At 42.9% G+C, this 23,123-nt stretch carries 24 protein-coding genes and 1 pseudogene; 16 read left to right on the forward strand and 9 right to left on the reverse strand.

Annotated features, from left to right (window positions below):
* Positions 1-176: 176 nt before the first annotated feature.
* Positions 177-1,169: a YiiG family protein gene (locus WA407_RS17490; RefSeq protein WP_235307082.1), complete on the reverse strand. Its 993-nt coding sequence runs from the start codon at positions 1,167-1,169 to the stop codon at positions 177-179.
* Between the two features lie 518 nt (positions 1,170-1,687).
* Positions 1,688-2,206: a DUF3231 family protein gene (locus tag WA407_RS17495; protein WP_069290956.1), complete on the reverse strand. Its 519-nt coding sequence runs from the start codon at positions 2,204-2,206 to the stop codon at positions 1,688-1,690.
* Positions 2,207-2,361: 155 nt separating this feature from the next.
* Between WA407_RS17495 and WA407_RS17500 the strand changes: the two genes are divergently transcribed.
* Complete coding sequence (locus WA407_RS17500) at positions 2,362-2,601, forward strand: WGxxGxxG family protein (protein ID WP_336077895.1); 240 nt, start codon at positions 2,362-2,364, stop codon at positions 2,599-2,601.
* A 244-nt stretch (positions 2,602-2,845) separates the two neighbouring features.
* Here WA407_RS17500 and WA407_RS17505 read toward each other — a convergent pair whose 3' ends face one another.
* Positions 2,846-3,490 (reverse strand): hypothetical protein, encoded by a 645-nt coding sequence (locus WA407_RS17505; RefSeq protein ID WP_336077896.1) that lies wholly within the window; start codon positions 3,488-3,490, stop codon positions 2,846-2,848.
* 366 nt (positions 3,491-3,856) lie between these two features.
* Between WA407_RS17505 and WA407_RS17510 the strand changes: the two genes are divergently transcribed.
* Positions 3,857-4,912: an acyltransferase family protein gene (locus WA407_RS17510; RefSeq protein ID WP_336077897.1), complete on the forward strand. Its 1,056-nt coding sequence runs from the start codon at positions 3,857-3,859 to the stop codon at positions 4,910-4,912.
* A gap of 257 nt (positions 4,913-5,169) precedes the next feature.
* Here the strand turns inward: WA407_RS17510 and WA407_RS17515 are convergent, their stop codons facing one another.
* Complete coding sequence (locus tag WA407_RS17515; RefSeq protein WP_336077898.1) at positions 5,170-6,210, reverse strand: SPRY domain-containing protein; 1,041 nt, start codon at positions 6,208-6,210, stop codon at positions 5,170-5,172.
* 721 nt (positions 6,211-6,931) lie between these two features.
* Here WA407_RS17515 and WA407_RS17525 point away from each other — a divergent pair.
* Positions 6,932-7,747, forward strand: coding sequence for a DUF2935 domain-containing protein (locus tag WA407_RS17525; RefSeq protein WP_061830019.1), 816 nt, complete (start codon positions 6,932-6,934; stop codon positions 7,745-7,747).
* A 133-nt stretch (positions 7,748-7,880) separates the two neighbouring features.
* Here the strand turns inward: WA407_RS17525 and WA407_RS17530 are convergent.
* The 3 genes and pseudogenes from WA407_RS17530 to WA407_RS17540 all read right to left on the reverse strand — a co-directional run.
* Positions 7,881-8,039, reverse strand: a pseudogene (locus WA407_RS17530) (alpha/beta hydrolase family protein); the annotation flags it as partial.
* 11 nt (positions 8,040-8,050) lie between these two features.
* On the reverse strand, positions 8,051-8,416 hold the full coding sequence (locus WA407_RS17535) for a cupin domain-containing protein (protein WP_336077899.1): 366 nt from the start codon (positions 8,414-8,416) through the stop codon (positions 8,051-8,053).
* Positions 8,417-8,433: 17 nt separating this feature from the next.
* Positions 8,434-8,976 (reverse strand): GNAT family N-acetyltransferase, encoded by a 543-nt coding sequence (locus tag WA407_RS17540; RefSeq protein ID WP_254328953.1) that lies wholly within the window; start codon positions 8,974-8,976, stop codon positions 8,434-8,436.
* A 177-nt stretch (positions 8,977-9,153) separates the two neighbouring features.
* Between WA407_RS17540 and WA407_RS17545 the strand changes: the two genes are divergently transcribed.
* The 3 genes from WA407_RS17545 (at position 9,154) to WA407_RS17555 (ending at position 11,123) form a co-directional block, all read left to right on the forward strand.
* On the forward strand, positions 9,154-10,008 hold the full coding sequence (locus WA407_RS17545; RefSeq protein WP_336077900.1) for an aminoglycoside 6-adenylyltransferase: 855 nt from the start codon (positions 9,154-9,156) through the stop codon (positions 10,006-10,008).
* Positions 9,992-10,585 (forward strand): dienelactone hydrolase family protein, encoded by a 594-nt coding sequence (locus WA407_RS17550; RefSeq protein ID WP_336077901.1) that lies wholly within the window; start codon positions 9,992-9,994, stop codon positions 10,583-10,585. Before WA407_RS17545 ends, WA407_RS17550 begins: the two co-directional genes overlap by 17 nt.
* An 85-nt stretch (positions 10,586-10,670) precedes the next feature.
* Complete coding sequence (locus WA407_RS17555; protein WP_336077902.1) at positions 10,671-11,123, forward strand: hypothetical protein; 453 nt, start codon at positions 10,671-10,673, stop codon at positions 11,121-11,123.
* Positions 11,124-11,147: 24 nt separating this feature from the next.
* Here WA407_RS17555 and WA407_RS17560 read toward each other — a convergent pair whose 3' ends face one another.
* Positions 11,148-11,837 carry an ArsR/SmtB family transcription factor gene (locus WA407_RS17560; protein ID WP_336077903.1) on the reverse strand — a complete coding sequence of 230 codons (690 nt, stop codon included), beginning with the start codon at positions 11,835-11,837 and terminating at the stop codon, positions 11,148-11,150.
* 98 nt (positions 11,838-11,935) lie between these two features.
* Between WA407_RS17560 and WA407_RS17565 the strand changes: the two genes are divergently transcribed.
* From WA407_RS17565 to WA407_RS17575, 3 genes are all read left to right on the forward strand, one after another.
* Entirely contained in the window at positions 11,936-12,574 is a 639-nt protein-coding gene (locus WA407_RS17565) for a flavin reductase family protein (RefSeq protein ID WP_336077904.1), read from the forward strand.
* Between the two features lie 152 nt (positions 12,575-12,726).
* Complete coding sequence (locus WA407_RS17570; protein ID WP_336077905.1) at positions 12,727-14,019, forward strand: homocysteine synthase; 1,293 nt, start codon at positions 12,727-12,729, stop codon at positions 14,017-14,019.
* Between the two features lie 190 nt (positions 14,020-14,209).
* The gene (locus WA407_RS17575) at positions 14,210-15,874 is read left to right on the forward strand and encodes a CoA-disulfide reductase (RefSeq protein WP_336077906.1); all 1,665 of its coding nucleotides are present in this window, start codon (positions 14,210-14,212) and stop codon (positions 15,872-15,874) included.
* Here the strand turns inward: WA407_RS17575 and WA407_RS17580 are convergent.
* A complete protein-coding gene (locus tag WA407_RS17580; protein WP_103046838.1) occupies positions 15,859-16,227 on the reverse strand; it encodes a VOC family protein in 369 nt (122 codons plus the stop codon). The two genes, WA407_RS17575 and WA407_RS17580, sit on opposite strands and share 16 nt — an antisense overlap.
* 141 nt (positions 16,228-16,368) lie before the next feature.
* Here WA407_RS17580 and WA407_RS17585 point away from each other — a divergent pair, with 141 nt between their 5' ends.
* The 7 genes from WA407_RS17585 (at position 16,369) to WA407_RS17615 (ending at position 22,838) form a co-directional block, all read left to right on the forward strand.
* Entirely contained in the window at positions 16,369-16,698 is a 330-nt protein-coding gene (locus tag WA407_RS17585; RefSeq protein WP_023986776.1) for a hypothetical protein, read from the forward strand.
* A gap of 337 nt (positions 16,699-17,035) precedes the next feature.
* Positions 17,036-17,158, forward strand: a complete 123-nt coding sequence (locus WA407_RS17590; protein WP_257785344.1) for a hypothetical protein — start codon at positions 17,036-17,038, stop codon at positions 17,156-17,158.
* A 99-nt stretch (positions 17,159-17,257) separates the two neighbouring features.
* Positions 17,258-17,566 carry a hypothetical protein gene (locus WA407_RS17595; RefSeq protein WP_023986779.1) on the forward strand — a complete coding sequence of 103 codons (309 nt, stop codon included), beginning with the start codon at positions 17,258-17,260 and terminating at the stop codon, positions 17,564-17,566.
* 785 nt (positions 17,567-18,351) lie between these two features.
* Entirely contained in the window at positions 18,352-19,887 is a 1,536-nt protein-coding gene (locus WA407_RS17600) for an HD-GYP domain-containing protein (protein ID WP_235307096.1), read from the forward strand.
* Between the two features lie 139 nt (positions 19,888-20,026).
* Positions 20,027-21,472 (forward strand): ATP-binding protein, encoded by a 1,446-nt coding sequence (locus tag WA407_RS17605; protein ID WP_235307097.1) that lies wholly within the window; start codon positions 20,027-20,029, stop codon positions 21,470-21,472.
* A 46-nt stretch (positions 21,473-21,518) separates the two neighbouring features.
* Positions 21,519-22,238 (forward strand): NAD(P)H-binding protein, encoded by a 720-nt coding sequence (locus tag WA407_RS17610; RefSeq protein ID WP_061830008.1) that lies wholly within the window; start codon positions 21,519-21,521, stop codon positions 22,236-22,238.
* A gap of 219 nt (positions 22,239-22,457) precedes the next feature.
* Positions 22,458-22,838 (forward strand): RidA family protein, encoded by a 381-nt coding sequence (locus WA407_RS17615; protein ID WP_069290971.1) that lies wholly within the window; start codon positions 22,458-22,460, stop codon positions 22,836-22,838.
* The last annotated feature ends 285 nt before the right edge of the window (positions 22,839-23,123 follow it).

Below are 23,123 nucleotides of genomic sequence, written 5' to 3' on the forward strand. Positions count from 1 at the left end.
TAGCTTTTTGTTTATGGTTAATGTGCCGGATCAAGCTTTTAACCACCATCATAGCATTCCCCCTCAAGTTACCAGTGGAGGAGTTAAAGCAAAAGCTCTGCTAACCTTATGGTTGGCAGAGCTTTTTCGTTACCGGAACTCCGTATTTGTTTTCGCAGCCCCTATCGTAGATTCGCTTAATTTATTTCATTATATCGTTCGACTGCCTTGCTTAGCTTATAATTGAAATTCTCAGGTGTGCCATCCGTAGTGTTCAGGAACTGGCCGTTCAGGTCAGAATCAGATACAGGTTCCTTCTTATTGATACGTTCAATGACTTTCGAAGCAGCCGCTTTTGCCTCAGTGGCTGAATCAACATAGTTCCTGATACTGAAGCTGTTAATCCCTTCTTTTTGAACTCGATTCTTGTCTTTTGAGATTGTCATGAGCGCACTCAGATCTGCGGTCATAATGTCGTATTTGGCTTTAAACTTCGTCATATCAAGCTGCAGCACATTGTCGGCGGTGATACCCTGCTCATCCATTTCAATGGCCGTAGCCTCGGCATCTATCATGAACTTCAAGGCATTATACCTGATCTGCTGGTCTGAATCCTTGAGTTTTTGCAGTTCAGCCAGACGTTGCTCGTTACCCAACTTTTGCATAGCCGTGAAGTATTGTTTGGAGACAGTCTCGTAAGCGAGATTGGCACTTACCAGCTTGGTATGCAGCTGTTTTCCTTTTGCGAAATCATCATCCACGTAGCCCTTTGTATCATAGTAGGCTTTCATCTCGTCGAGGACGGACAACAGATCATTGATGACTGGTGTCAGTTTGATCACTACGGGGTCTGCGTTCGCAAAAGCAGGTTGGCTTGCGGTATAGCCGTTCGCTTTATCAATAACTTCCCGCTCAGTTTCAGCAACGCCGAGCATGATGAAGCTGAAGTTCTTCTCGATTACAGGCTGTGAATCAACTCCGAACTTCTCAAAATAATGAACCAGAACCTCATTGATTCTGCCTGTCATCAAGTTATTCAGCCTCACATACGCATTGTATTTTTCGATTTCTTTGCTCTCGCCGGACGTTACACCTGCAGACGCTTGATCCACGGTGGATGTAATGGCAGAACAAGCGGACAACATTGCACCTAACATGATAATGGTAATAAAGAATGATAGCTTTCTCAAAATAGTGATTCCTCCGACTGAGTAATTTGACGTGCTTTTCTTTTGTAAGATGTCTGAATAGGAGAGAGAACAATTGACCTCTTCTGGTCGATTAAATTCCCTCTTCGCCGCATATCAATGTTGATTGTGAACAATCTATTCAATTTTAAAATTATTTGGTGAATAGGTCTTGAGACTTGAGTAGCATATATTGGAACTTCCTGCTCGTTAGCTTAACGTCGCCGTTCAGATTAGTCTGCAACTTTTTAGCAGGATGCTGTAATATGCCAGCTATGTATCGAAAAGGTGTGGATGACCAATGTTAAAAAAAATGGTACTGCTAATCATCGCGGCTAGCTTTTTGTTTATTGTTACTGTGCTGGATCAAGCCTATAACCACCACAATAGTATTCAGCCTTAAGTTACCATCGGAGGTGCTTAAACGTAAGCAAAGCAAATCCCCGCAAACCTTAACTGGTCGGCGGGGATTTTTGTTGAACGATCTAAGGAACAGTGTGTTGAAGAATTATGCTGGAATTTTAGGCTTTAACTGGTTCAGGTCTTTTTAATTGAAGAGGGGGAGGTATTAGCCAACCCTTTTCTTTGTTCATTTTTAGAATACGGACTCCCAAAGCAGTCTTGGTTAGATGATATTTCGCAAATAAAGCCCCGATGTCCTCTCTAATGGATTGACCCATAGCTTGGCTGCAAGACGTCAATCCCACAGAGGTATCTAATGCGATTTTAGCTGCAATTTCGGGATCAGTAAACCTTGCACCAACCGGGATATCCTCAAGTTTCACAGGCGGTCTTTCAGGCAAAATAGGAGCTGGGGCAATTCCATTATCAGTAAGCATTGCGTCGCATTCTTGGATTTCTAGTTTAGCTTGATCAATAAGATCATCCAGTACTTTTTTGAGCTCTTTGTCTCCTGCGTGGTTTAAACATGCTTGATAAAATGAAACGCTGCCTTTCGCTAACGCTGAAAACTGCCACACACTATAAACTTCTCCGTAATGCATGGGCTCGTCTTTTGGATTCCCGCTTAGGATACCCATTATAAAAACCACTCCTTTTTTAATTTTAATGATATACAAATTTATGATTCCCAGTAGTGAAGATTTAATGTGTGTATACGAAATAAGTTCTACTGGGCATGCTAAATACATTAAAAAATTGATTGCAAACACAAATCTAAAGGAGTGGTTTAGGTATGTTGAAAAAAATGAAGATAATGGTTGTTGTTGCATTAATGATTTCAAGCTTTGGAGCGGCAGTAGCATTTGCTGAAAACAGTCAAAATAATATGGGCACAAACGACAATGGTAGAACACAAATGCTAACTACTAATAATGATGACGATAATGATAATTGGGGATGGCTTGGTTTGTTGGGGTTAGTTGGATTGGCAGGTTTAAAACGTCGCGAGCCTGAAAACCACAATAAAAGATAATCGTAAATACAACTCAAAAACAACTTAACAATCCCCGCTAACCATACTTGGCCGGAGGGGATTGTTTTTATTCAAACTATGTCTTTAGACGGAAAATAAAGATTAAGACACCACTTTTGATCTCCGCGATGATGGCTAGTTTCTCTTTCGCGTTCAAAATATCGGCAACCTTTTGGTTTTGACACTACCAGTTTCCTGAAAAATTTTAAGTGAGCGCTATAGACGCTGCCAAGCACATTAAAATTTATTGATTTTCCTTCGTGAGAAAAGAAGCTGCTAACAGTGTAGTATTCGTATAGCCACCTGAAACATTTTCATATGAAAAATTAGCGATAGGAACTCCAATAACTGTAGCAACGTCTCCTTCAAAAATCTCTCCACTTGCTCCCGGATAAACTGCCATTACTGTATTATCATTTTCATCACTAATATAAACGATCGCCGTTGTCCCTATAGGAATGTTATCTTCTTCTATGTCTATTACATCGCCGGTTATTTTTACAAATTTGTTTAAGTATAAATTCAGATTTTTATTTAAGTGTTTTGTTGTTACAGATTTGTCTACTAGATTAATGACTTTGCTTTTACCTGTAGAAGGAAATAAGTCACTGTTTTTAACAATGAAGTCATAAGATGTTTGTTCCATAGAAGCTTGATCTTCTGTTAACACCGGTGTCCCATCCTTCATGAATTCGGCAAATAAATATTGCTTATCTGTGACCTGATGATCTGTAGAAGCTTGCTGAGCAGTATTTTCATTGCTTGCTGTTTGTTCAGTGGCAAAGGATGTACTTGAAGACCCAGACCTTGTCGTTGTTTCTTTAAAATTGCTTCCACAAGCTGTTAGAGCTACAGAAAGTAGAGCAATGGATAGAACTTTTTTTAACATGACGAATTCTCCTGTGAGTATCCTCATCGGTTGAGGTAGTTGCTCATTTTATCTTGTTACCTTTATTATCGAATATTAATGTTGAATACATAATACTTTTAAGTTTTAACAACAAGGATATACTGTGTTGATAAAAATTGTATAAATGGATCATTCTATAAAATTGGGAAATGTTGCATACACGGGGGTTGTCCACTTCACCAATAACTTACAAACTCAGGCACAGCGTGGTCTATAGGTTTTTGGGGCCGCATTTCTTTGTATAAAACTGGAGGGTGAAATAGTATTTAAAAAAATAAATATTTTATATTTTTTGTTTGTGCTAATATATCTCTATTCAATTACAACTAGAAAAGAGGATATTGTGTGCACCATGACAAGGAATTAAAGCTTGCAGAAACAAATATTGCAAAAGGTATTGCTGTAATACTACTTTTGATCCATCACCTCTTCGCTTTTCCTGATAGATTAAAGTATGACTATGTTTCATTATTTAGTTTATTTCATGAAAGAGGGGAATTTTATTTAGGACATTTTGGTCAAATAGCAATATCTATTTTTTTGTTTCTAAGTGGTTATGGATTATATAAGAGCAATGTTCAAAATCCACATCATTTAATGCAGAAAAGCTTTACAAGATTAAGCAAAATAATGATAAATTACTGGGTTGTTTTTTTGCTTTTTATCCCAGCTGGTCTATACTTCTTTGGAAATTCTGATAGATTTCAACATAATTCAATAATGGATTTTTTGCGGAATTTTATAGCGCTCTCAAGTTCATATAATGGTGAGTGGTGGTTTTTATATGATTATATTCTGCTGCTATTAATTTTTCCGGTCAGCTTTCAAGCCATTCAACGTAACGCATGGGTAACTCTACTCATTTCCGGTCTTGTTTTTTATAATTCATATTCACAAGGCAATTATTACAGTATTATGTATTGGCAGCTACCGTTTATGATAGGGTTGTTCTTTGCTAAATATAAATTGTATTCATGGATGAATAAGATTTATAATTCCATCATATTTAATAACATACTGTTTGATATTATAATAATTGTAGTGTTATTTCGCTTTCGTACCACGAGTCAACTATTTGAGAAGACAATGATTGATATGATAATTGCCCCTTTGTTTATCCTCGTTAGTATTCATTTAATGAATAAATTAAAACTAACCAGACCTTTTGCTTACTTAGGTAAAAATTCAATGAATATTTGGTTAACCCACACCTTTTTTTGTTATTACTATTTTCAGAGTATTGTTTTCTTCCCCAAGGTATCTATCTTGATCTTGTTGTGGCTAACGTTGTTAACGGTACTTACTTCAATTGTAGTTAACAGCATCATTAGTCTCATTAATAACAAAGTGTACACAAAAAGTATTGATCTCAATCCAAACAAATTTGGGGGCCAAGTGTAAAGTCTTACTATCTGTTTGGAAAAGACTACTGAATTGTACTCCACGGACACTCATTCGAGAGTATTTTATTTAACTTAGGCACAGCTTCCAGGCTTTTTGGAAGCCGTGCTTTTTTTATTGAAACAAACGATTTGCAAACCTTTAGTCTAGAAAAAATGTATCGTCCAGTATAGCAGTTTAGGCGTGATCTCGAGATTACAGTAAATGTAAAGAAGGACTTCATCGGCATGTTAGCCGACATGAAGCCCTTCATATGTTTATTTAGTTGAATATTCGCTTACTTCAAATGTGAGAATTTTGTTGAAGATTACGTAGTCTTTGCGATTGCTGAATGGACCTTTGTTGTTATTGTGCTTGTCAATGGCAAAGAAAGAAGCACCTCTACCAGCATCTTTAGCGTCATACCAAGCGATGAAGGCATTGAGTTCTTTTTTACTCAGATCGAATTCTTTATCAAATCCATTGTCCATCGTTACAGTCAGAATGGCGCGATCACCAGTTGGTTGGGAGGCCCCATCTGTATCTGACGGATCAGGTGTTGTAGATGGATCCGGTGTTGTAGAAGGATCAGGCTTTGTAGATGGATCCGGTGTTGTAGAAGGATCAGGCTTTGTAGATGGATCCGGTGTAGTAGACGGGTCAGGCTTTGTAGATGGATCCGGTGTTGTAGATGTACCCGAGTCTTGATAAGGTAAAAATCCTTCAGGAATAGGATATTTAAAATTACTTGCACCAAAATTAGCAGTAAGTTTTTTTTCTGATCCAGTGCCATTGTAGATCAGTGGGAACACTTGTGATCCAGCAAGCTCTGAAGGTTTTGCAATGCTTGTTCCTTGGGAAACCCCATTTTTATACCATGTGACTTTGTCGTTGTCCAAATCTAAAGCTACACCAATCACGTCATTGCCGCCAAACATACTACCATAAGGAGTTCTTTGAATATTGTTTGATGTGTTTTTTGTTCTAATTAACAGTTGACCATCCGAACCATATTTAGCCATCATTTCCCATGACGATGTGGGTAGTTTACCTGTTTCGCCAGTAATTCCTATTAAAGTTATAGAATCGTATCTATTATCATTTACGCTTACTTCCCAGAACCATTTGCCTGAAGTTTTCCCAATAGTTGCTTTATCGGCATCACCGTTATTCCCAAGAATCCTTACTAAAGATCCATTTGTCCAAGTTACATTAGTAGTTTCAGCTTTTGTAACAGTAGGAAACAAGGAGAACACCGAAGCTCCAATGAGAAGGGCTAACACTATTGTTCCTAGTTTTTTGAATATAATATTGTTCATGACTTCCTCCTAAATATATGTAATAACAAGTGAATTATAGAATTAGATTGGGAGAATTGTCCAAACATTAAATGATATATATTCAAATATGAGTATTATTATGGAATTTAATTTTTTTCGGAGGAACGTAGGTCGTCGAAAGTATAAAGGCACTAGTCATTAGATTGGAGGTTTCGAAGAAACATCCGGTTAAACCTCGTAACAAACAATGGATATATGATACATACACAGAAATGTTTAAAGCAGAAGGAGTCTACATGTGGTTCACCGAATGGAATATTTGAGGTGATCATCGTGAAACGCACATATAAAGTATTGAAGACAGACATGGAGTTGTTGGAGCTGCTTTGGTCCAGGCACATGTATACGTTGTATCCGTTGATGAGGAATTGCGTGTGACATTTGAGGATTATGGGGGAGTAGTAGAGGAGGTTAAGCCAGAATCAGTTAAGATAGCGGGTAAAATTTTTATGCGAGACCAGCTTGAATTTCGAATAGACCTAGTATCAGGAGAGGACCCAGAATGACTAATAACTCCGACGGTCAATAGCCAGTATAGAGAAATATTTCACGTACATAAATAAGGCAACAGAGTTACGAGTCACAATAGCTCAACTTCGGAATTAGATTGTATGAGGGTGGGATTCGATATTCATAATGACAAGGCATATCCCATATGACTAAGTAAGTGCTTTTTTGCTCACATAGAGGAGGGATATGATTGGATGCATTCGTTTCACGCTCATTAGATGAAATACGATTTTGGTCCAGGATCATGAAGGAGCATTCCTTTTTTCTGGGGTTAGGTTTTCGAGCGGAAGATACTCAACTTAAAACAGAAGCCAATCGGTTCTACGCCATTTTTGAGGATATTGAGAAAAGGTCGAATGAATTTAATACCGAGACAGATCCTTATACAATCAAAGAGTTTAATACGGAAGTTCAGAATGCGGCGACGAATATTTGGGCATTTAAGAGAATGGTATTGGGCCTTATATTACAATGCAAGCTTCCTGGACAAACCAATTTTCCTTTACTGGTAGATCACGTAAGCCGGGAAGCCAATTATTTCAGAAACCGTTTAGGAGAACTCAATTCAGGAAAGCTTGAACCATTACCCGATGCAATTATTGACGAAAATGTATTTTTCTTAAAAATCATGGCTGATCACGCAAAATTTATAGGCCATTTGCTTGATCCATCCGAGCGTAAACTGGTTGAACAAGCTAGGGAGTTTAGTAATGATTTTGATATGCTGATGTTTCAAGCGATTGATTTAAGTCATATGCGGCCACAGTCACAAACCGTTCCACTCCTGAGTCAATTTGTTGATGAAAACCGTGTCTCTGTAAAGTCCTTGCGAGATTTTAAGAAAACAGCGCGTGATTTAATCGACGAGTGCCGAATAAAAAGCATTATCCATCCTTTATTGGCCGATCATGTATTTCGTGAAGCGGAGAGGTTCCTTTTTATTCTCGATATGTTTGATCAATCCTTATCAGGTGTTAAGGTGAATAAGAGAGAAATCATGCACTGAGAGAGTCCAGTAAAAGGAGTACAGTTTCTGTAAAATATCCAGTGAAATAAAGCTTTAGACTGAACAAAAAATCAAACAGCGGCAGACCAAGACCTGAAGAATAAAGTCTTAGACAGCCGCTGTTGTCTTCCAACTAACGTGTATGAGTACATAGAAAATCCAATATGTCAGCATTAAGCATCCTATGGAAACGTTCGCGATCAAAGCCGGAAGGGTCTTGCGATGGGAGAAAGGCCGGAGTCCTCATCGATTCCGGGAAAGGACTCAGAAAGGAGAAATGTCTGGCGTTTTTACGGTATATATTTAAATCCAAATATCATTGACTGCCGTTAATTCTGACTCCGCTCCTCCAGTATTTACCACACCTTTCGGCTCTACTAGCATGATATGGCACTCTTCATGTGCGAAAGGCTTGTGTTCGACCCCCTTAGGTACAATAAACATTTCTCCCTGAGAAACCTGTACCCGTCCATCTCTAAAATCAATGAACATCTCGCCCTCAAGTACAATAAAGACCTCGTCGGTATCTTGATGATCGTGCCATACAAAATCCCCAACTATTTTCACCAATTTAAATTGATAGTCATTCATTTCACCAATAACTTTCGGAGACCAATGATCACTAAACTTAGATAACTTTTCATGTAGTTTGATTGATTGATACTTCATAATATCCTCCTTTTAAACTAGATATCCTCTGATGGATTGATAATCGCCAGTACCTGGTGATCCTCCCACTTTCCGTTGATCTTTACGTTGCTTCGAGAGATGCCTTCTTTGTGAAAGCCAGCCTTCTCAAGCACACGGATGGATCCTGGATTCCGAGGAGAGGCTTCCCCGAAGATCCGGTGAAACTTTAGCTCATCGAAGGCATAGCGAACCACCTGCTTCACCGCCTCCGTCGTATAACCCTTGCCGTTATATGCTTGGTCTAGGCTGTATCCGATCATACAGCTCTGAAGCGGTCCTCTCACCACAAAAGATAGACCTATGCTGCCTATAATCCGGTCGTCCTCCTTGTGGCATACCACAAAGGAATATTTCCGGTCCTCCATCATGTCGGCCTTGCTCTTAATAATCGTCTGGAGCTGGTACTCCTCCGTATAGTACTTCTCTTGGTTGTTTGGCGAAAACTTATCAAAGAACTCTTGATTGCGCTTGTACATTGCTGCCAACTCTGCGGCGTCCGTCTCCTCAGAGAACCGGATGTATACCTGCTGATCCGACATCTCCACCATCCTTCCAAACTGTAATATTAAAAATAATTATATCACAGGCTGAAGATTGGGAAATTGATTTGATGATTGGTGTATATCAGGCAGCATTCCTTTGAATGTTAACTAAAAATATATACCGTAATTATTGGATTGGATATAATGTTTTCTAAAAAAGGAGGATATATTGTAATGAATAATGCTTACGAAGTGCTTGAGGAGCGTATATCCGAATGGGGAATCTCTAATGAGGAAATTATTGCGGTTTATATCGTTGGGTCCCGGGCAAGAGAGGACAAACCTTTTGATGAGTTTTCTGACTTGGATGTAGTCGTCTTTTCAACGAATCCAGATTACTATCTTCAAAATGATCAATGGTTACTAAACATCGGCAAGGTTTGGACCAGCTTTATGTTTCGAACGGCAAAAGGAGATCCGGAAAAACTCGTTCTCTTTGACCAAGGGGCTGAGGTTGATTTTCTATTCCGTCATACCTCTGATCTGGATCATATAATCAAAAATGGACGTATTCCTGAAGGATTTCAGCGGGGGGTCAGGATGCTGCTCGATAAGACGGGAAATGGAAACCACATCATCCCTCAATCCACAACGATCCCGTATACTCCTCCGATATCTGAAGGTGCTTATCTACAGGTTGTTAACATGTATTGCTTCGCCTCTCTCTATGTGGCTAAACAAATTTTGCGCAATGATCTGTGGGTAGCTAAGCAAAGAGATATGGACTGTAAACAATTATTGCTGCAAATGATAGAGTGGCATGCAAAAGCTGTACATGGATCGGAATATGATACTTGGCATGCAGGAAAATTCATAAATGAATGGGCTGACCAAGATGTCGTTGCTGATTTGAAAAAATCTTTTGGGGAATATGATCCCAATCATAGTTGGGAAGCACTGGTCGTATCCTTTGAGTTGTTCAAACGATTATCCTCGGAAGTGGCAGCTAAGTATAAATACGCGTATCCGGATGAATTATTTTCCCATATCCAATCCTGGTTAAGGGGACAACATGATAAGCATAGATAAAAAGTCGGACACCCTAATTGTTGTGCTGCATGAGATTTATGGGATTAACCAGCATATACAAAATTTTTGTAGCCTATTATCAGATCAGGGTTATGACGTCATTTGTCCAAATTTACTAGGCAAGGAAACGCCTTATGACTATTCGCAAGAGGAAACTGCCTACACCAATTTTATGGAGAATGTAGGATTTGACCGCGCTTTCTATCATATCGAAAGTTTATTATTAAGTAATCGAGCTCGTTATAAAAAGGTATTTATCGTCGGATTTAGCATAGGGGCAACGATTGCCTGGCTGTGTAGTAAAGAAAAGTATGCTGATGGAATCGTAGGATACTATGGCTCTCGTATTAGAAATTATTTAGAAATAGCTCCACATGGTCCAATACTGCTTTTTTTCCCACAGGAAGAACCATCATTTAATGTGGATGAGCTCATTTCAACTTTAGACAACCGTAATATCCGGGTACATAAATTCAGTGGACAGCACGGATTCAGTGACCCGTACTCTCCCCGATATAACGTACACTCAGCTCAGCAATCATTTAAAGAAATGGTAGAGTTCTTCAAGAAAGGTTGATCCATAAAAGCAGTCGTTTGCTTCCAGCCCACACCTTTTTTTATTGTTCTGGAGTGGTGGCCTCATTACCGTACCCGGGCACTTATTGAGCTACCGTCTGGGAATGACGTTTAAAAGAATGGCTAAAACCAACGGCTTCGCCAGAGGAGTCGTGGAGGCGATTGGCGTGGAACAAAGGGTGAGAGGCGATTCGGGAATCAAGATTTTCCGTGATCAAACGGTCATTCGTTTTACCCAGGGACGAACTGGGCCTGGAGATTCAGGTTCCGTATGGTTGAATGACAGTAATGATCGGTTGAATAACTATGCGGCCGCGGTCCATTTTGCCGGATCTACAGACGGAACGCGTTCTACATCGTTCCCGATTGAACGAGCGATGAGAACGTACGGAACCTTGGTCGCCATCCCGGCTGGAGCTGGAAGATATAAAGCAGGTGTAGCAAAAGGAAAGGCTCCAAAAAACAATTATGCCTATGTCCGTCCAATGACGAGAAAACGAATGGCCTTGTCTCCAGTCATAAAATCTAATACCAAATAATAAAAGGACTAGAACTATGATGATCTAGTCGACTTCTATCGAAAATATCTCTTTAAAACCTCTTTTACCATCGGCTGTAATACGTATCGCTCGGGTTGTGGGCAGACGCTCGATCCAATGTAATTCGAATAATCTGTCTAGAACAGCACTTCCTAAAGCACCTGCAAGGTGATGGCGTCGTTCACTCCAATCCAGGCATTTATGTGAGAAGGAGCGGCGCTTTTGTCTTGTTTTTATAAGGTCAATCCTAAAGTCAGTGAAGAAAGCCTCTCCTGGTTCCGTGATATGAAGCCCGTCCTGATCTTCGAAAAGAATCCCCTTTTGAATGAAAAAATTCATGAGCTGTACGCCTAATTGACCCGCAACATGATCGTAGCAAGTTCTTGCCAACCGTAGGGCCTCGTTTTCAGAGGCATGTTTGAATGAATGGATAGGGACAGGCGGAGCTATAGATAAAAATGACTCCATCACCCGGGCAACTTCGGGGTCTTGAATGCCATAGTAACGGTGCCGCCCCTGTTTTTCCACAGTAACGACTTGTGCCTCGGTCATTTTTGCCAGATGGAAGCTGGCGGTTTGCGGTTTGATGCCTGCCATATGGGCCAATTCACTTGCCGTGTGGAACCTGCCGTCTAATAGAGCGGTGAGAATGGCTGCACGGGAAGGCTCGCTGACGAGAGAAGCGATCATGGCTATATTTGATTTGGTGCTCATGGTACGGTTATCCCCCTTTGTAATCCATACTTCGATGAAGGTTGAAATATTTATATTTTACAATAGGGAGGTAGATCTGAATAGAAGGAGAAGAGATGATGAACCCAATACATCAGATGAATGAGATGAATCACAACCCAGACATTAAAACGATTAGCCCTAGCATTCTATACTACGGAACCCCTGTGATTTTACTCAATACGCTGAATGAGGATGGAACAACCAATATTAGCCCCATTTCCTCCTCGTGGGCTTTAGGAGATTGTGTGGTACTAGGCATTGGAACAGGTGGCAAAGCATTAGAAAATATGGAGCGGCATCCCGAATGTGTAATCAACGTTCCGGGGCCTTTGATGTGGGAAAATGTAGAACGATTGGCTCCTTATACAGGCAAGAATCCTGTTCCAGCGGAAAAGAAGGAAAATGGATTTATGCACCATAAAGATAAGTATGAGATCAGTGGACTAACTTCGATGGAGTCGAATAGGGTCAAGCCCGCCCGAATCAGGGAGTGCCCTATTCAAATTGAAGCCAAAGTGAAGGATGTAAGAATTCCTGACCATTCTCCTTATTTTGCGATCGTCGAAACTCATGCTATCCAGGTGCATGTTCATCAGGATATCATCCTCGGCGAGAACCATATTGATCCGACAAAATGGAGCCCACTCATCTATAATTTCCGCCATTACTTTGGTCTGGGTGAGCATTTGGGCAAAACCTTCCGATCTGAAACCTGATATTTCAATAAAATTATAATATCCTACCTGAATAATGAGAATTATCTTCCCAAATCGTTCTTTTTGTGCGAGAATGATTGAAAAATCATCCATGAGTACGCATACAAGAAGAGACGATTCATACAGCACGTATAACAAGGGAGGAAATAATCATGTCAGAAGAACGCAAGCTGTCATTCGAAACTCTCGCTGTCCATGCTGGACAACAAATTGATCCTACTACCTTTGCCCGCGCCGTTCCGTTGTATCAAACCACTTCATATGGATTTCGGGATGCGGAGCATGCAGCTGATTTGTTCTCGCTGAAAGAATTCGGCAACATTTATACGCGTCTGATGAATCCGACCACGGATGTATTCGAGCAACGGATCGCCGTACTGGAAGGCGGGGCTGGCGCGTTGGCTACAGCTTCGGGAATGGCAGCAATTTCCTTGTCCATCCTGAATATTGCGGGAGCTGGAGATGAAATTGTGTCGGCCTCCAGTCTGTATGGCGGTACATATAATCTATTTTCTACAACACTGCCGAAATTGGGCATTAAAGTACATTTTGTCGATTCGGATGACCCAGAGAACTTCCGCAAAGCCGTTACAGATAAGACGAAGGCATTATTTGCCGAAACGATTGGCAACCCACAGGGCAATGTGCTGGATGTGGAAGCTGTAGCGGCGATTGCGCACGAATATGGTATTCCGCTGATTGTGGATAACACGTTCCCAAGTCCTTACTTGTTGCGTCCTATCGAATACGGAGCGGACATTGTTGTGCATTCTGCAACGAAGTTTATTGGCGGGCACGGCACGTCTATTGGTGGGGTGATCGTGGACAGCGGCAAGTTTGACTGGAAAGCGAGTGGTCGTTTCCCGGGACTGACTGAGCCGGACCCGAGCTACCACGGAGTTGTTTACACCGAGGCGGTGGGGCCTATCGCATATATTATCAAGGCACGGGTCCAATTGCTGCGGGACTTGGGAGCGGCCATTTCTCCGTTTAATTCATGGCTGCTGCTTCAGGGCTTGGAGACACTTCATCTGCGGCTGGAGAGACATAGTCAAAATGCCTTGAAGGTAGCGCAATATCTCGAAGGCCACAAGGATGTGGAGTGGGTCAGCTACACCGGGCTGCCAAGCCACCCGTCCTATGAATTAGCTCAAAAGTATTTGCCGAAAGGACAAGGAGCAATCCTGACCTTCGGTATTAAAGGTGGAAGCCAAGCGGGAAGCAAGCTAATTGCGAATGTAAAGCTATTTTCTCATTTGGCGAATGTGGGTGATTCCAAGTCTTTAATTATTCACCCGGCAAGCACAACACACCAGCAGTTGAATGTGGAAGAACAGGTCGCTGCCGGAGTCAAACCAGAGCTGTTACGCCTATCTGTCGGGACAGAAGCGATAGACGATATTTTGTACGATCTGGAGCAGGCGATCGCGGCCAGCCAGCAGTAGTAGCAGTAGATTCTTCTTAGACTAAGTGTCACAGAGCATTCGTGTAGCATCGCAAGTGATTTTTCGACCAGATCAGTATTCGTTCAGGGTTGATCAGGCGGGGGGCGACCTCCGTCTTTTTTTGCGTGTTGACATTATACCCCCATAGGTATATATTATACCCCGTAGGGTATATGAGGAGGGGGAAGAAATGGGTAGGAAAATAGTTATTATTGGCGGGGTAGCAGGTGGAGCTTCTGCTGCTGCGAGATTGCGTAGATGGAATGAGGAAGACGAGATTATTCTGTTTGAACGCGGAGAGCATGTTTCTTTTGCGAACTGTGGCCTTCCCTACTATATTGGCGGGACAATCCATGCGCGGGAGAAGCTGTTTCTCCAGACGCCTCAAGGGATAAGAGACCGTTTTAATATAGATGTGAGGGTACTGAAAGAAGTGATACAAATAGACCGCGAGCAGAAGCTCGTCCGCTTCCGCGATATGATTACAGGGGAAACAGATGAGCAGCCGTACGATATTGTGGTATTGTCGCCGGGAGCCAAACCGATGATACCGGACATTCCCGGATTACATGAAGCTGTGAATGTATTTACATTAAGAAACATTCATGACACGGACGTTATTAAGGCATATGTAGATGAAAGACATCCCCAGCATGTCACGGTGATCGGGGCCGGATTTATTGGGCTGGAGATGGCCGAGAATTTGCGGGAGCGTGGACTTGCAGTAACTATTATTGATATGGGTCAACAATTATTGAATCCGCTGGACCCTGAAATGGCCAAATGGGTAGAACAGCATATGAGGCTGAACGGGGTGGAGGTGCGTTTAGAGGAAGGAGTCACGGCTTTGGAAGAGCAGGGTACACAACTTCGATTGACCTCCGGGGGTGTGCTTCATACGGACATGGTTATTCTGGCGATCGGTGTTGTTCCTGAAAATGAGTTGGCCAAGCAAAGCGGATTGGAACTTGGTTTTCGCGGCGCCATTCAGGTCAACGCCCAACTGCAAACCAGCGATCCGGCCATTTATGCGGTGGGGGATGCCATCCAGGTCAAAGACCGCAATCATGGGTTTGCAACGATGGTATCACTAGCTTGGGGAGCCAATCGTCAGGGGCGTTTGGTAGCGGATCATATTAACGGTCAAGCCATTTCTTATGATGGGGCGCTTGGAACATCCGTAATTAAGACCTTTGCATTGACTTCAGCTTCTACAGGTAATAATGAAAAAACATTACAGCGGCTGGGCGTTCCTTATCAGGCTGTTCATATTCATCCTGGTTCGCATGCCGGCTATTACCCTGGCGCATCACCCATTGCTATGAAGCTGCTCTTTAATCCTGAGAACGGGATGATCTATGGGGCGCAGGCTGTTGGAGCTGATGGAGCAGACAAAAGGATTGATGTGATTGCGACGGCTATTCGTGGTCATTTGAACGTCCGTGAACTGGCTGATATTGAACTTGCTTACGCACCTCCCTATTCTTCAGCAAAAGACCCTGTGAATATGGCGGGTTACGTGGCTTCGAATATCATGGATGGGCTGGTCCAAACGATACAGTGGCATGAAGTTGATGATTTTCACCGCAATGGTGGTCTTATAATTGATGTAAGGGATGCGGTGGAGCTACAGGCAGGAGCCATCCCTGGTTCAATTCATATTCCTCTGGCCGAGATTAGAGAGCGGATGGCAGAAATCCCTAGTAATCTGGAGATCGCGGTATCCTGCCAAGTCGGTCTGCGAGGCTATATTGCGGCCAGAATTTTGACTCAAAACGGTTATCGGGTGAGGAACGTTGATGGTGGCTATAAGACGTATTCGGTTATGGCTGAACGTAATCATCTCTTAAAATAGTTCATCACCCATCCAATCTGGTTGAGGTGATCCGTTACTTCGCCGTGCAGCGCACCAAAGAAAGTATCTTGTAGCTCCACGGTAACGGTACCTTTTTCTGCTAGTGCGCGGTAAGCTTGCTTAAGCTCGTCCTCACTTTCACAGTCGAGAATGATTTGGACATGCTGCGCTTTGAGCGGTTTACCGTAGGAATCTGAAAAATGGATATGACTGCTACCCAGGTGAAGTTCAGCGTGCAAGAGTCTGCCTTCCTGCTTGTTTAGCACTTTGATTTTCCCACCTAACACCGATTGGTAATAATCAATAGACTGCTGCACATCGTTTACAATGACAAAAGGACTTGCACTTCTCATGGGATCATTTCCTTTCATGTCTTTGGTGTAGGATCGCTACTGTACATTATTTACGTTATCCGCAGGGTTTACCCCTTTTCTGATCAAATTATGGCTTGGTTCACTGTGTGACGTCTGTTACAATAGAAGAGGCATATACGAATGGATAGAAAAGAGGTTGAACAGGTGGGCACTTCAGTGATTTGGGAAGCAGTTATATATTGGGTGATCTTGGTGATTTCCGCTCTGTGCGTGATCGCAGTATCTGGTACTCGGAAGACAGCAAGCACGATTATTTTAGCGCCCGTTGTTTTGTTCTGTACCATATTTATGATGCAGGGATCAGTGTTTACTGCCATGAATCACCCGACGATGGGGTCTAATGTCGGTTTGGGTATGGCATTTCTGACAACATGGGTGGTCAGCGGAATATTGTTTGCTGTAGCGCTTGTAATTGCTTTTATTAAATATAACAAGAAGAACAAGGCGTAATTTACGCCTTAACCTCAGATGGATAAAGGCTTTCGGTACATCACCGAAAGCCTTTTTTTGTATTTTTTTACGAGGAGGATGTCTCTGCTTATCTGCGTCTTCTCATAAGCAATACAACGATCAGCACGACGATGATCACGATCAATAGGAATTTCATATTCAATAACCTCCTTGGTCTGTCTCATATTTGGTATTAACCACTTTTAGTTAGTATGTACCGATAGATCTCAAGCAAGTATCTATTGTCGAGTGCTTGGGGAAAATTAGAATGTGGGACTAAAAAGAGGTTTACAGGCTTAGCTGGAAAGTGTATACATAAAGTAAGGAGGCGATTGCCATGAGTGATCGTGCATTTCATTTGTTCTATATTATTTTCTTAACGGTTCTGGCACTTGGAAGTGTGGGTGGAATCGCCTGGTGGTTGCGCTCTATTGGTCGTCAGGAGAAGGAAAAAAACTAAATTCAACATGGGCATACAAGCCCGAATGCATCTTCCAGTAGGAGGGTGCATTTTTATATGTTATAATGGGAACGTATGTTCTTTGTAGGAGGGAAGACGATGTTGCCAGATTTGGAACGAAAGCTGCTACGTATTTTGTATAATTATTTCGCCCAGCATCGCCACATGCCCACAATGGCGGAATTGACCGTAAAAACAGGCAAGCGAGACGCTGAAATTACAGTCGCCTTGCGACATATGGAACAGGAGCGTTACATCACTTGGGAAAACAATTCGGGTACCCAGCATGTTGTTTTACTGGAAGGGTGGGAACGTCCCTCGACCCAAAGGCGCACCCAAGCGGAAACAAGACGTTCCACTACGCAAACGATGCCGCCCGATGGTACAGAATATTGGACGAATTATTAGAAGGTATATAAAACTGGAAAATTAATGAGTTTTTAAGGTGCATATCATTTAGTTTTAAGAAAGCGAGACTATAATGACCTTATTAACCCCTTTTTGATCAAGCTATAGGCCCTGCCGATGTATCGGCAGGGCCACTTTTTTGTTCATAGATATGCTTTCCGTATATGAAAAATCCCCCGGGGATCATCCGGAGGATGGTGCAGTTTGCATATACTGCACGGCCTGCTCAAACTTCATCGTTTGATGGCATAATATATATTCAACCCCTGCTACCTTGCATTATATGGTCAGCATGTTCATAAGGGGCAGTGTGATTCCACTGTTCATTTTCCAAACGACAAAAGCCCTACCTCTCTTTCGTCCTTGCGGCTCCGATGACCGCGCCAGTGTGAATGTGAAAATCTTCGGCAAAAGCTCAAAATTCTACATTAGGGTTATACATAAAATTTGGAGAAGCTCCATACGGTGATTAGGAGTAATAGCTTGTTGCGTGGAATCTTATGGGGTTAATACATATTCTAATAGTATAGCAAGAATGATTATAAAACACAAGTCATTTTTGGCTTTTTGATGATAGACTGGAAAAAATGTTGGCTAAAATGTCCATCCCTCGCGAGTTTCTTAATTAAGAATAAGATGATTTTCCATCTATAAATTGCAGATTAAAAGCCGTCCTCGTATTTATGTAAAATGCTCGAGCAAGAAGGTAAACTTTTGATGGTTGGACTCCGATATTGAATACACAAGATATTTTAGAGTGTACGGATGAAAAGAGGGGTAGCAATTTGCCGACCTATAAGCGCTTTATTCAGCATGTTATCCTGAACTATATTATAGGTTCGTTTATCGCTGTATTGTTGGTAGGTATGATTTTTGTATTTTCCACGTTAAATGTAGCCCACTATGAAATTCTGGGTCTTGTTAAAATTATTGCATTTTCCAGCGTCATTATGATTGCTTGTGAAACCATAGTGTTTCGAATGCATTTGAGACCCGTTCATCGTTTTTTTCTAGGTAACCAGGAAACGCTTAAGGATGTAGAAGCGGTGTATATCCGGGTTCATCATCTGCCTAATTTGTCCGTTTTACGTATTGTTGGACCGCATTTGTTAGGCTTCTCTATCCCGGCAACCGTTATTGCGTTATGGATGATACATACTGGACAACTTACTTTTCCCTTTTATTATGTAGGAATCGCCTGTATAGGAGCTTGTCTGGTCGCTTCCATGCACGCACTGGTTGAATTTTTCCTGACCATGAGAGCAATCAAACCGCTTCTGGAGGAAATTCGTGATCGAACCTACCAGCAATATGGATTAAACCTGTCCCTGCGAGGACGAGTCCTGCTATCGCTTCGGCATAAATTTCAGTTAAGCGCGACGCTCATTGGTGCTTTTCCTTTATTTTTATTTTGTTTAGCTACACAGATTCGCCTGGAACGTTTGGAGGCGACGGATTCTACCTCCTATTGGGCTTGGGCGGGTACGATTTTAATTTTTGGTGTAGCCTTTGCTTATCTGGGAGGCAGGTTGCTGACCCGTGAGATCGAACAGCCGATCCACCATCTGCTAGAAAAAATGAATGAAGTGAAGGAAGGCCGCCTGAACAGTAATGCCAGCGATTTGTATTCAGACGAATTTGCGGAGCTGGTCGAAGGATTTAACATGATGATCGAGGGTCTGAAGGAACGGGAAGAAAAGAATGGTCAGCTATTGGACAGTTACTTCGCCACCTTGGCGGCAGCACTGGATGCGCGAGATGCCTATACCGCAGGACATTCTTTGCGTGTAGCTGAATATTCCGTACTTATTGGGCGCAAGGGAGGTTTGAATGAGACGGACCTCGACTTGCTGCGCAAAACGGCCTTGCTGCATGATATCGGTAAGATAGGCGTGGCTGACGCTGTGCTGCTCAAGGACGGCAAGCTGACGGACGAGGAGTTTGATCAGATTAAAATGCACCCGGTTATGGGAGAGAGCATTCTCCGGCAAGTTGAGCCGGCTTATGCTATGGCCCCTTATTTGCCCGGCGTGCGCTCGCACCATGAGCGTTATGATGGCAAGGGGTACCCTGACCAGCTCGCTGGGGAGGATATCCCCTTATTTGGGCGAATCATTGCTGTAGCGGATGCTTATGATGCGATGACGTCTGATCGTCCCTATCGGCAGGGTATGAAGGAAGAGAAGGCGGTTATGATATTGGAAGAGGGAAAGGGAACCCAATGGGACCCTTATTTTGCCGAATTATTTGTCAAAGAGTGGCGCCGGAACAAAGGCATCACAGCTGACTCTATAGGTATCAGCACTAGGGCGAGCCATTGAGGTTCGCTTTTTTTATATACGGATATAAGATCTTTTGACATGTCGAAAGATGGGGCTTCATGTTATGATGTACAAGAAAGGCAGACGCGGTTAACATAGGCCTGGCATCCAATTTTTTGCGCTATGGGAGTGTGAGTCCATGCAATTTTCAATGATGTTTTTAATGAATTTGGGGATGCTGATTGCCGTTGCCTATGTGGCGAACGTGATTTATAAATATGGTTTGAGTCGTACCTCTTCGCGGTTCAAATATGTCAGCTCGGTGCTGCTAGTGATATTTGGCGGATGGGTCAGCTCTTGCTTTGGTTTTAACTTTAGTGAAACAGTTATTTTTGATCTGCGTTTCGTACCGCTGATTATCGCGGCGTTGGTGTATCCTCGCTCTTATACGCTTATTATTATTGGGGTCGCAATCGGACTTACGAGATTTACCTTCGGTTTGCATATGGCGGCGTGGGTCGGCTTTTTGAATATGAGCATTCTGGGCGTCCTGTGCGCTGGATTGAACTACTGGATGCGCCGTTCCACCTGGCGTTTGATTATCAAGGCATCGGTAACCATTTTAGCTGTTAATATCGTAAATACGTTAAATATTGCCTTTCTAGGCGTCATTCCCTGGCGCTACTATCTAGCGGAGGTTGTTCCTCTTACACTGCCTATCGGCATCGTTCTCAGTTTTTTATTTGCTCTGATTTTACGTGACTTTCAGATGGAGCAGCAGCGGAATCATCAGATTAAGCAGGCGAATGAGTTGTTATCAGAGCAGCGAGATGAGTTGCAGAAGGCAAAGGTCATTCTAGAGGAACGTGCCAAGCAACTGATGATGGCTTCCCAATATAAATCGGATTTTATGGCAACGATGTCGCATGAGTTACGTACACCTCTTAACAGCATCATTAATCTGGCGCAAATTATCAACGAGCAGGGAAAAGAGCTGGATGAGGACGAGCTAGACCAGTACAGTGATCTAATTTATGCCTCCGGGCATGATTTGCTCCAATTGATCAACGACATTCTGGACCTATCCAAGGTCGAGGCTGGGCACATGGAAATCGTAAGTGAGCCAGTCAGTGTACGTGAGATAGCGCAGGTGATGATGATGCATTTTGAAGTCACAGCGAAGGATAAAAATCTGGAATTCAGCTTGAAGGAGCATGAGCCTATACCGAATGAAATCCGGTCTGATTCCAAACGCGTACAGCAAATTTTGCGTAATCTATTGTCCAATGCCTTTAAGTTCACTCATGAAGGACGTGTATTGCTGGAAATCAGCACACAACATCTGGATCGAAAGGGACAAGAGGGAGATTGGGTTGTATTTGCTGTAAAAGATACGGGCATCGGCATTTCCAATCTTCAGCAGCATGTGATTTTTGAGGCATTCCAGCAGGCCAACGGTTCCATTAATCGTAAATATGGAGGAACTGGGTTGGGACTGTCCATCAGCCGTGATTTTTCCCGCTTGTTGGGCGGGTTTATCCGTCTGGAGAGTGAGGAGGGCAAGGGAAGTACATTTTCCCTGTACCTACCGATGTGTCCGTCCAAAAGCAAGGAGGCGGACGAACAACCCTTTAAATTAACCTAATCGCAATTGTAGGAGCAGGAGCGCTATGGCACAAAGGAGGTCTATCATGGAACGCAAAGCGGTCGTTGTGGGTGCAACAGGGCTTGTCGGGGGTTATGTTGTACGAGAGCTGCTGGTGCAAAAGGAATACAACCGCGTCATGGTTATGGGCAGACGTCCATTGGACATCAAGCATCCCAAGCTGGAGCAGGCGCTCATCGATTGGGAACAGCCGCAGAAAGCGGCGTTCGCCTTCGAAGGGGTGGATGATGTTTTTTGCTGCCTTGGGACAACGATGAAAAAGGCGGGCTCCAAGGAGCAGTTCCGTCAGGTGGATCTGGACTACCCGGTGCTGACAGCCCAGTTGGGCAAAGAAGCTGGAGCGGTACAGATGCTTGCGGTCTCTGCGATGGGCGCCGATCCAGACTCACGCGTGTTTTATAATCGCACCAAAGGTGAGGCTGAAGAGGCGCTTGCTGCTGTCGCATTGCCTGCGCTGCATTTGTTCCGTCCGTCGCTGATTTTGGGCGCGAGACCTGAACGACGTTTGGGCGAAGCCGCTGCCGCTGTTGTCATGAAGGCACTGGACGGCCTGATGACGGGCAAGCTCGCTTCCTACCGCGCCATCCCGGCCCCGGTCATCGCACGAGCCATGGTACGAATTGCTCTCGCACAGGCGAGCGGCGTACATATTTATCCGAACGACATCATTCGAGTCATCGGAGCAGAACTAACATCCGATGATGAGGAACCCGGTACAGGAACGGCTCCTGATGAGAATGTGTAAAACCACAGCTAGAGTTAAAAATGACAATAACGCCGCTGTTGCCCGATGATTCGGACAACAGTGGCGTTATTTGTGTTTTATTGGTAGTTTGTATGTTGCGGCACATCTATCGTAATCTCTAATTCATCAAGTGCGTTAATCCGTCGCACGGAATAGTGGCTTTGGACTGCACATGCTATAATACGGTGAACCAGTATCAGGAAGGAGAATCCAACCCATATGAAAAAAACAATTGCTACTGAAAAAGCACCCGGTGCTATCGGCCCTTATAGCCAAGCGGTAGAGGCAGGTGGGTTTATTTACACTTCGGGACAGCTTGGACTGAATCCGACAACAGGTGAGTTTGGTAAGGATGTACAGGAGCAGGCACGCCTGTCCTTGAGCAATGTACAAGCCATTCTGGAAGAGGCAGGTAGCAACATGAACCAGGTTGTGAAAGCGACTGTATTCCTGAAGGACATGAACGATTTTGTCAGCGTCAATGAGGTGTACAGTTCTTTCTTTGAACAACCCTACCCAGCACGCAGTGCGGTGGAGGTAGCTCGTCTGCCTAAGGATGCACTAGTAGAGATTGAAGTCATTGCATTGAAGGGCGAATAATCTGAAAGATCCGTTCATAAAATAAAAAGTTTGCATGACAAACGGGTGTCCCTATTAAATAGAGACACCCGTTTGCTCAAATTTAATGTGTTTTGTTTGGAATCTGAACAATTTGTCGACATAATACTTCGTTTGTATGAAAAAAGGTCGGATTATATTATCAATATGAAGAAAATCAATGCAGATCACTCGACAAGCAAGCTTATAGATTTGTTTAAAGTCCATACCTAATCACATGGTTAAAATGAATAAACAAAGCAAGCGAGCTTGGGCTAGATGATTCAG

Source organism: Paenibacillus sp. 203, from assembly GCF_037027525.1.
Lineage (GTDB): Bacteria > Bacillota > Bacilli > Paenibacillales > Paenibacillaceae > Paenibacillus > Paenibacillus polymyxa_B.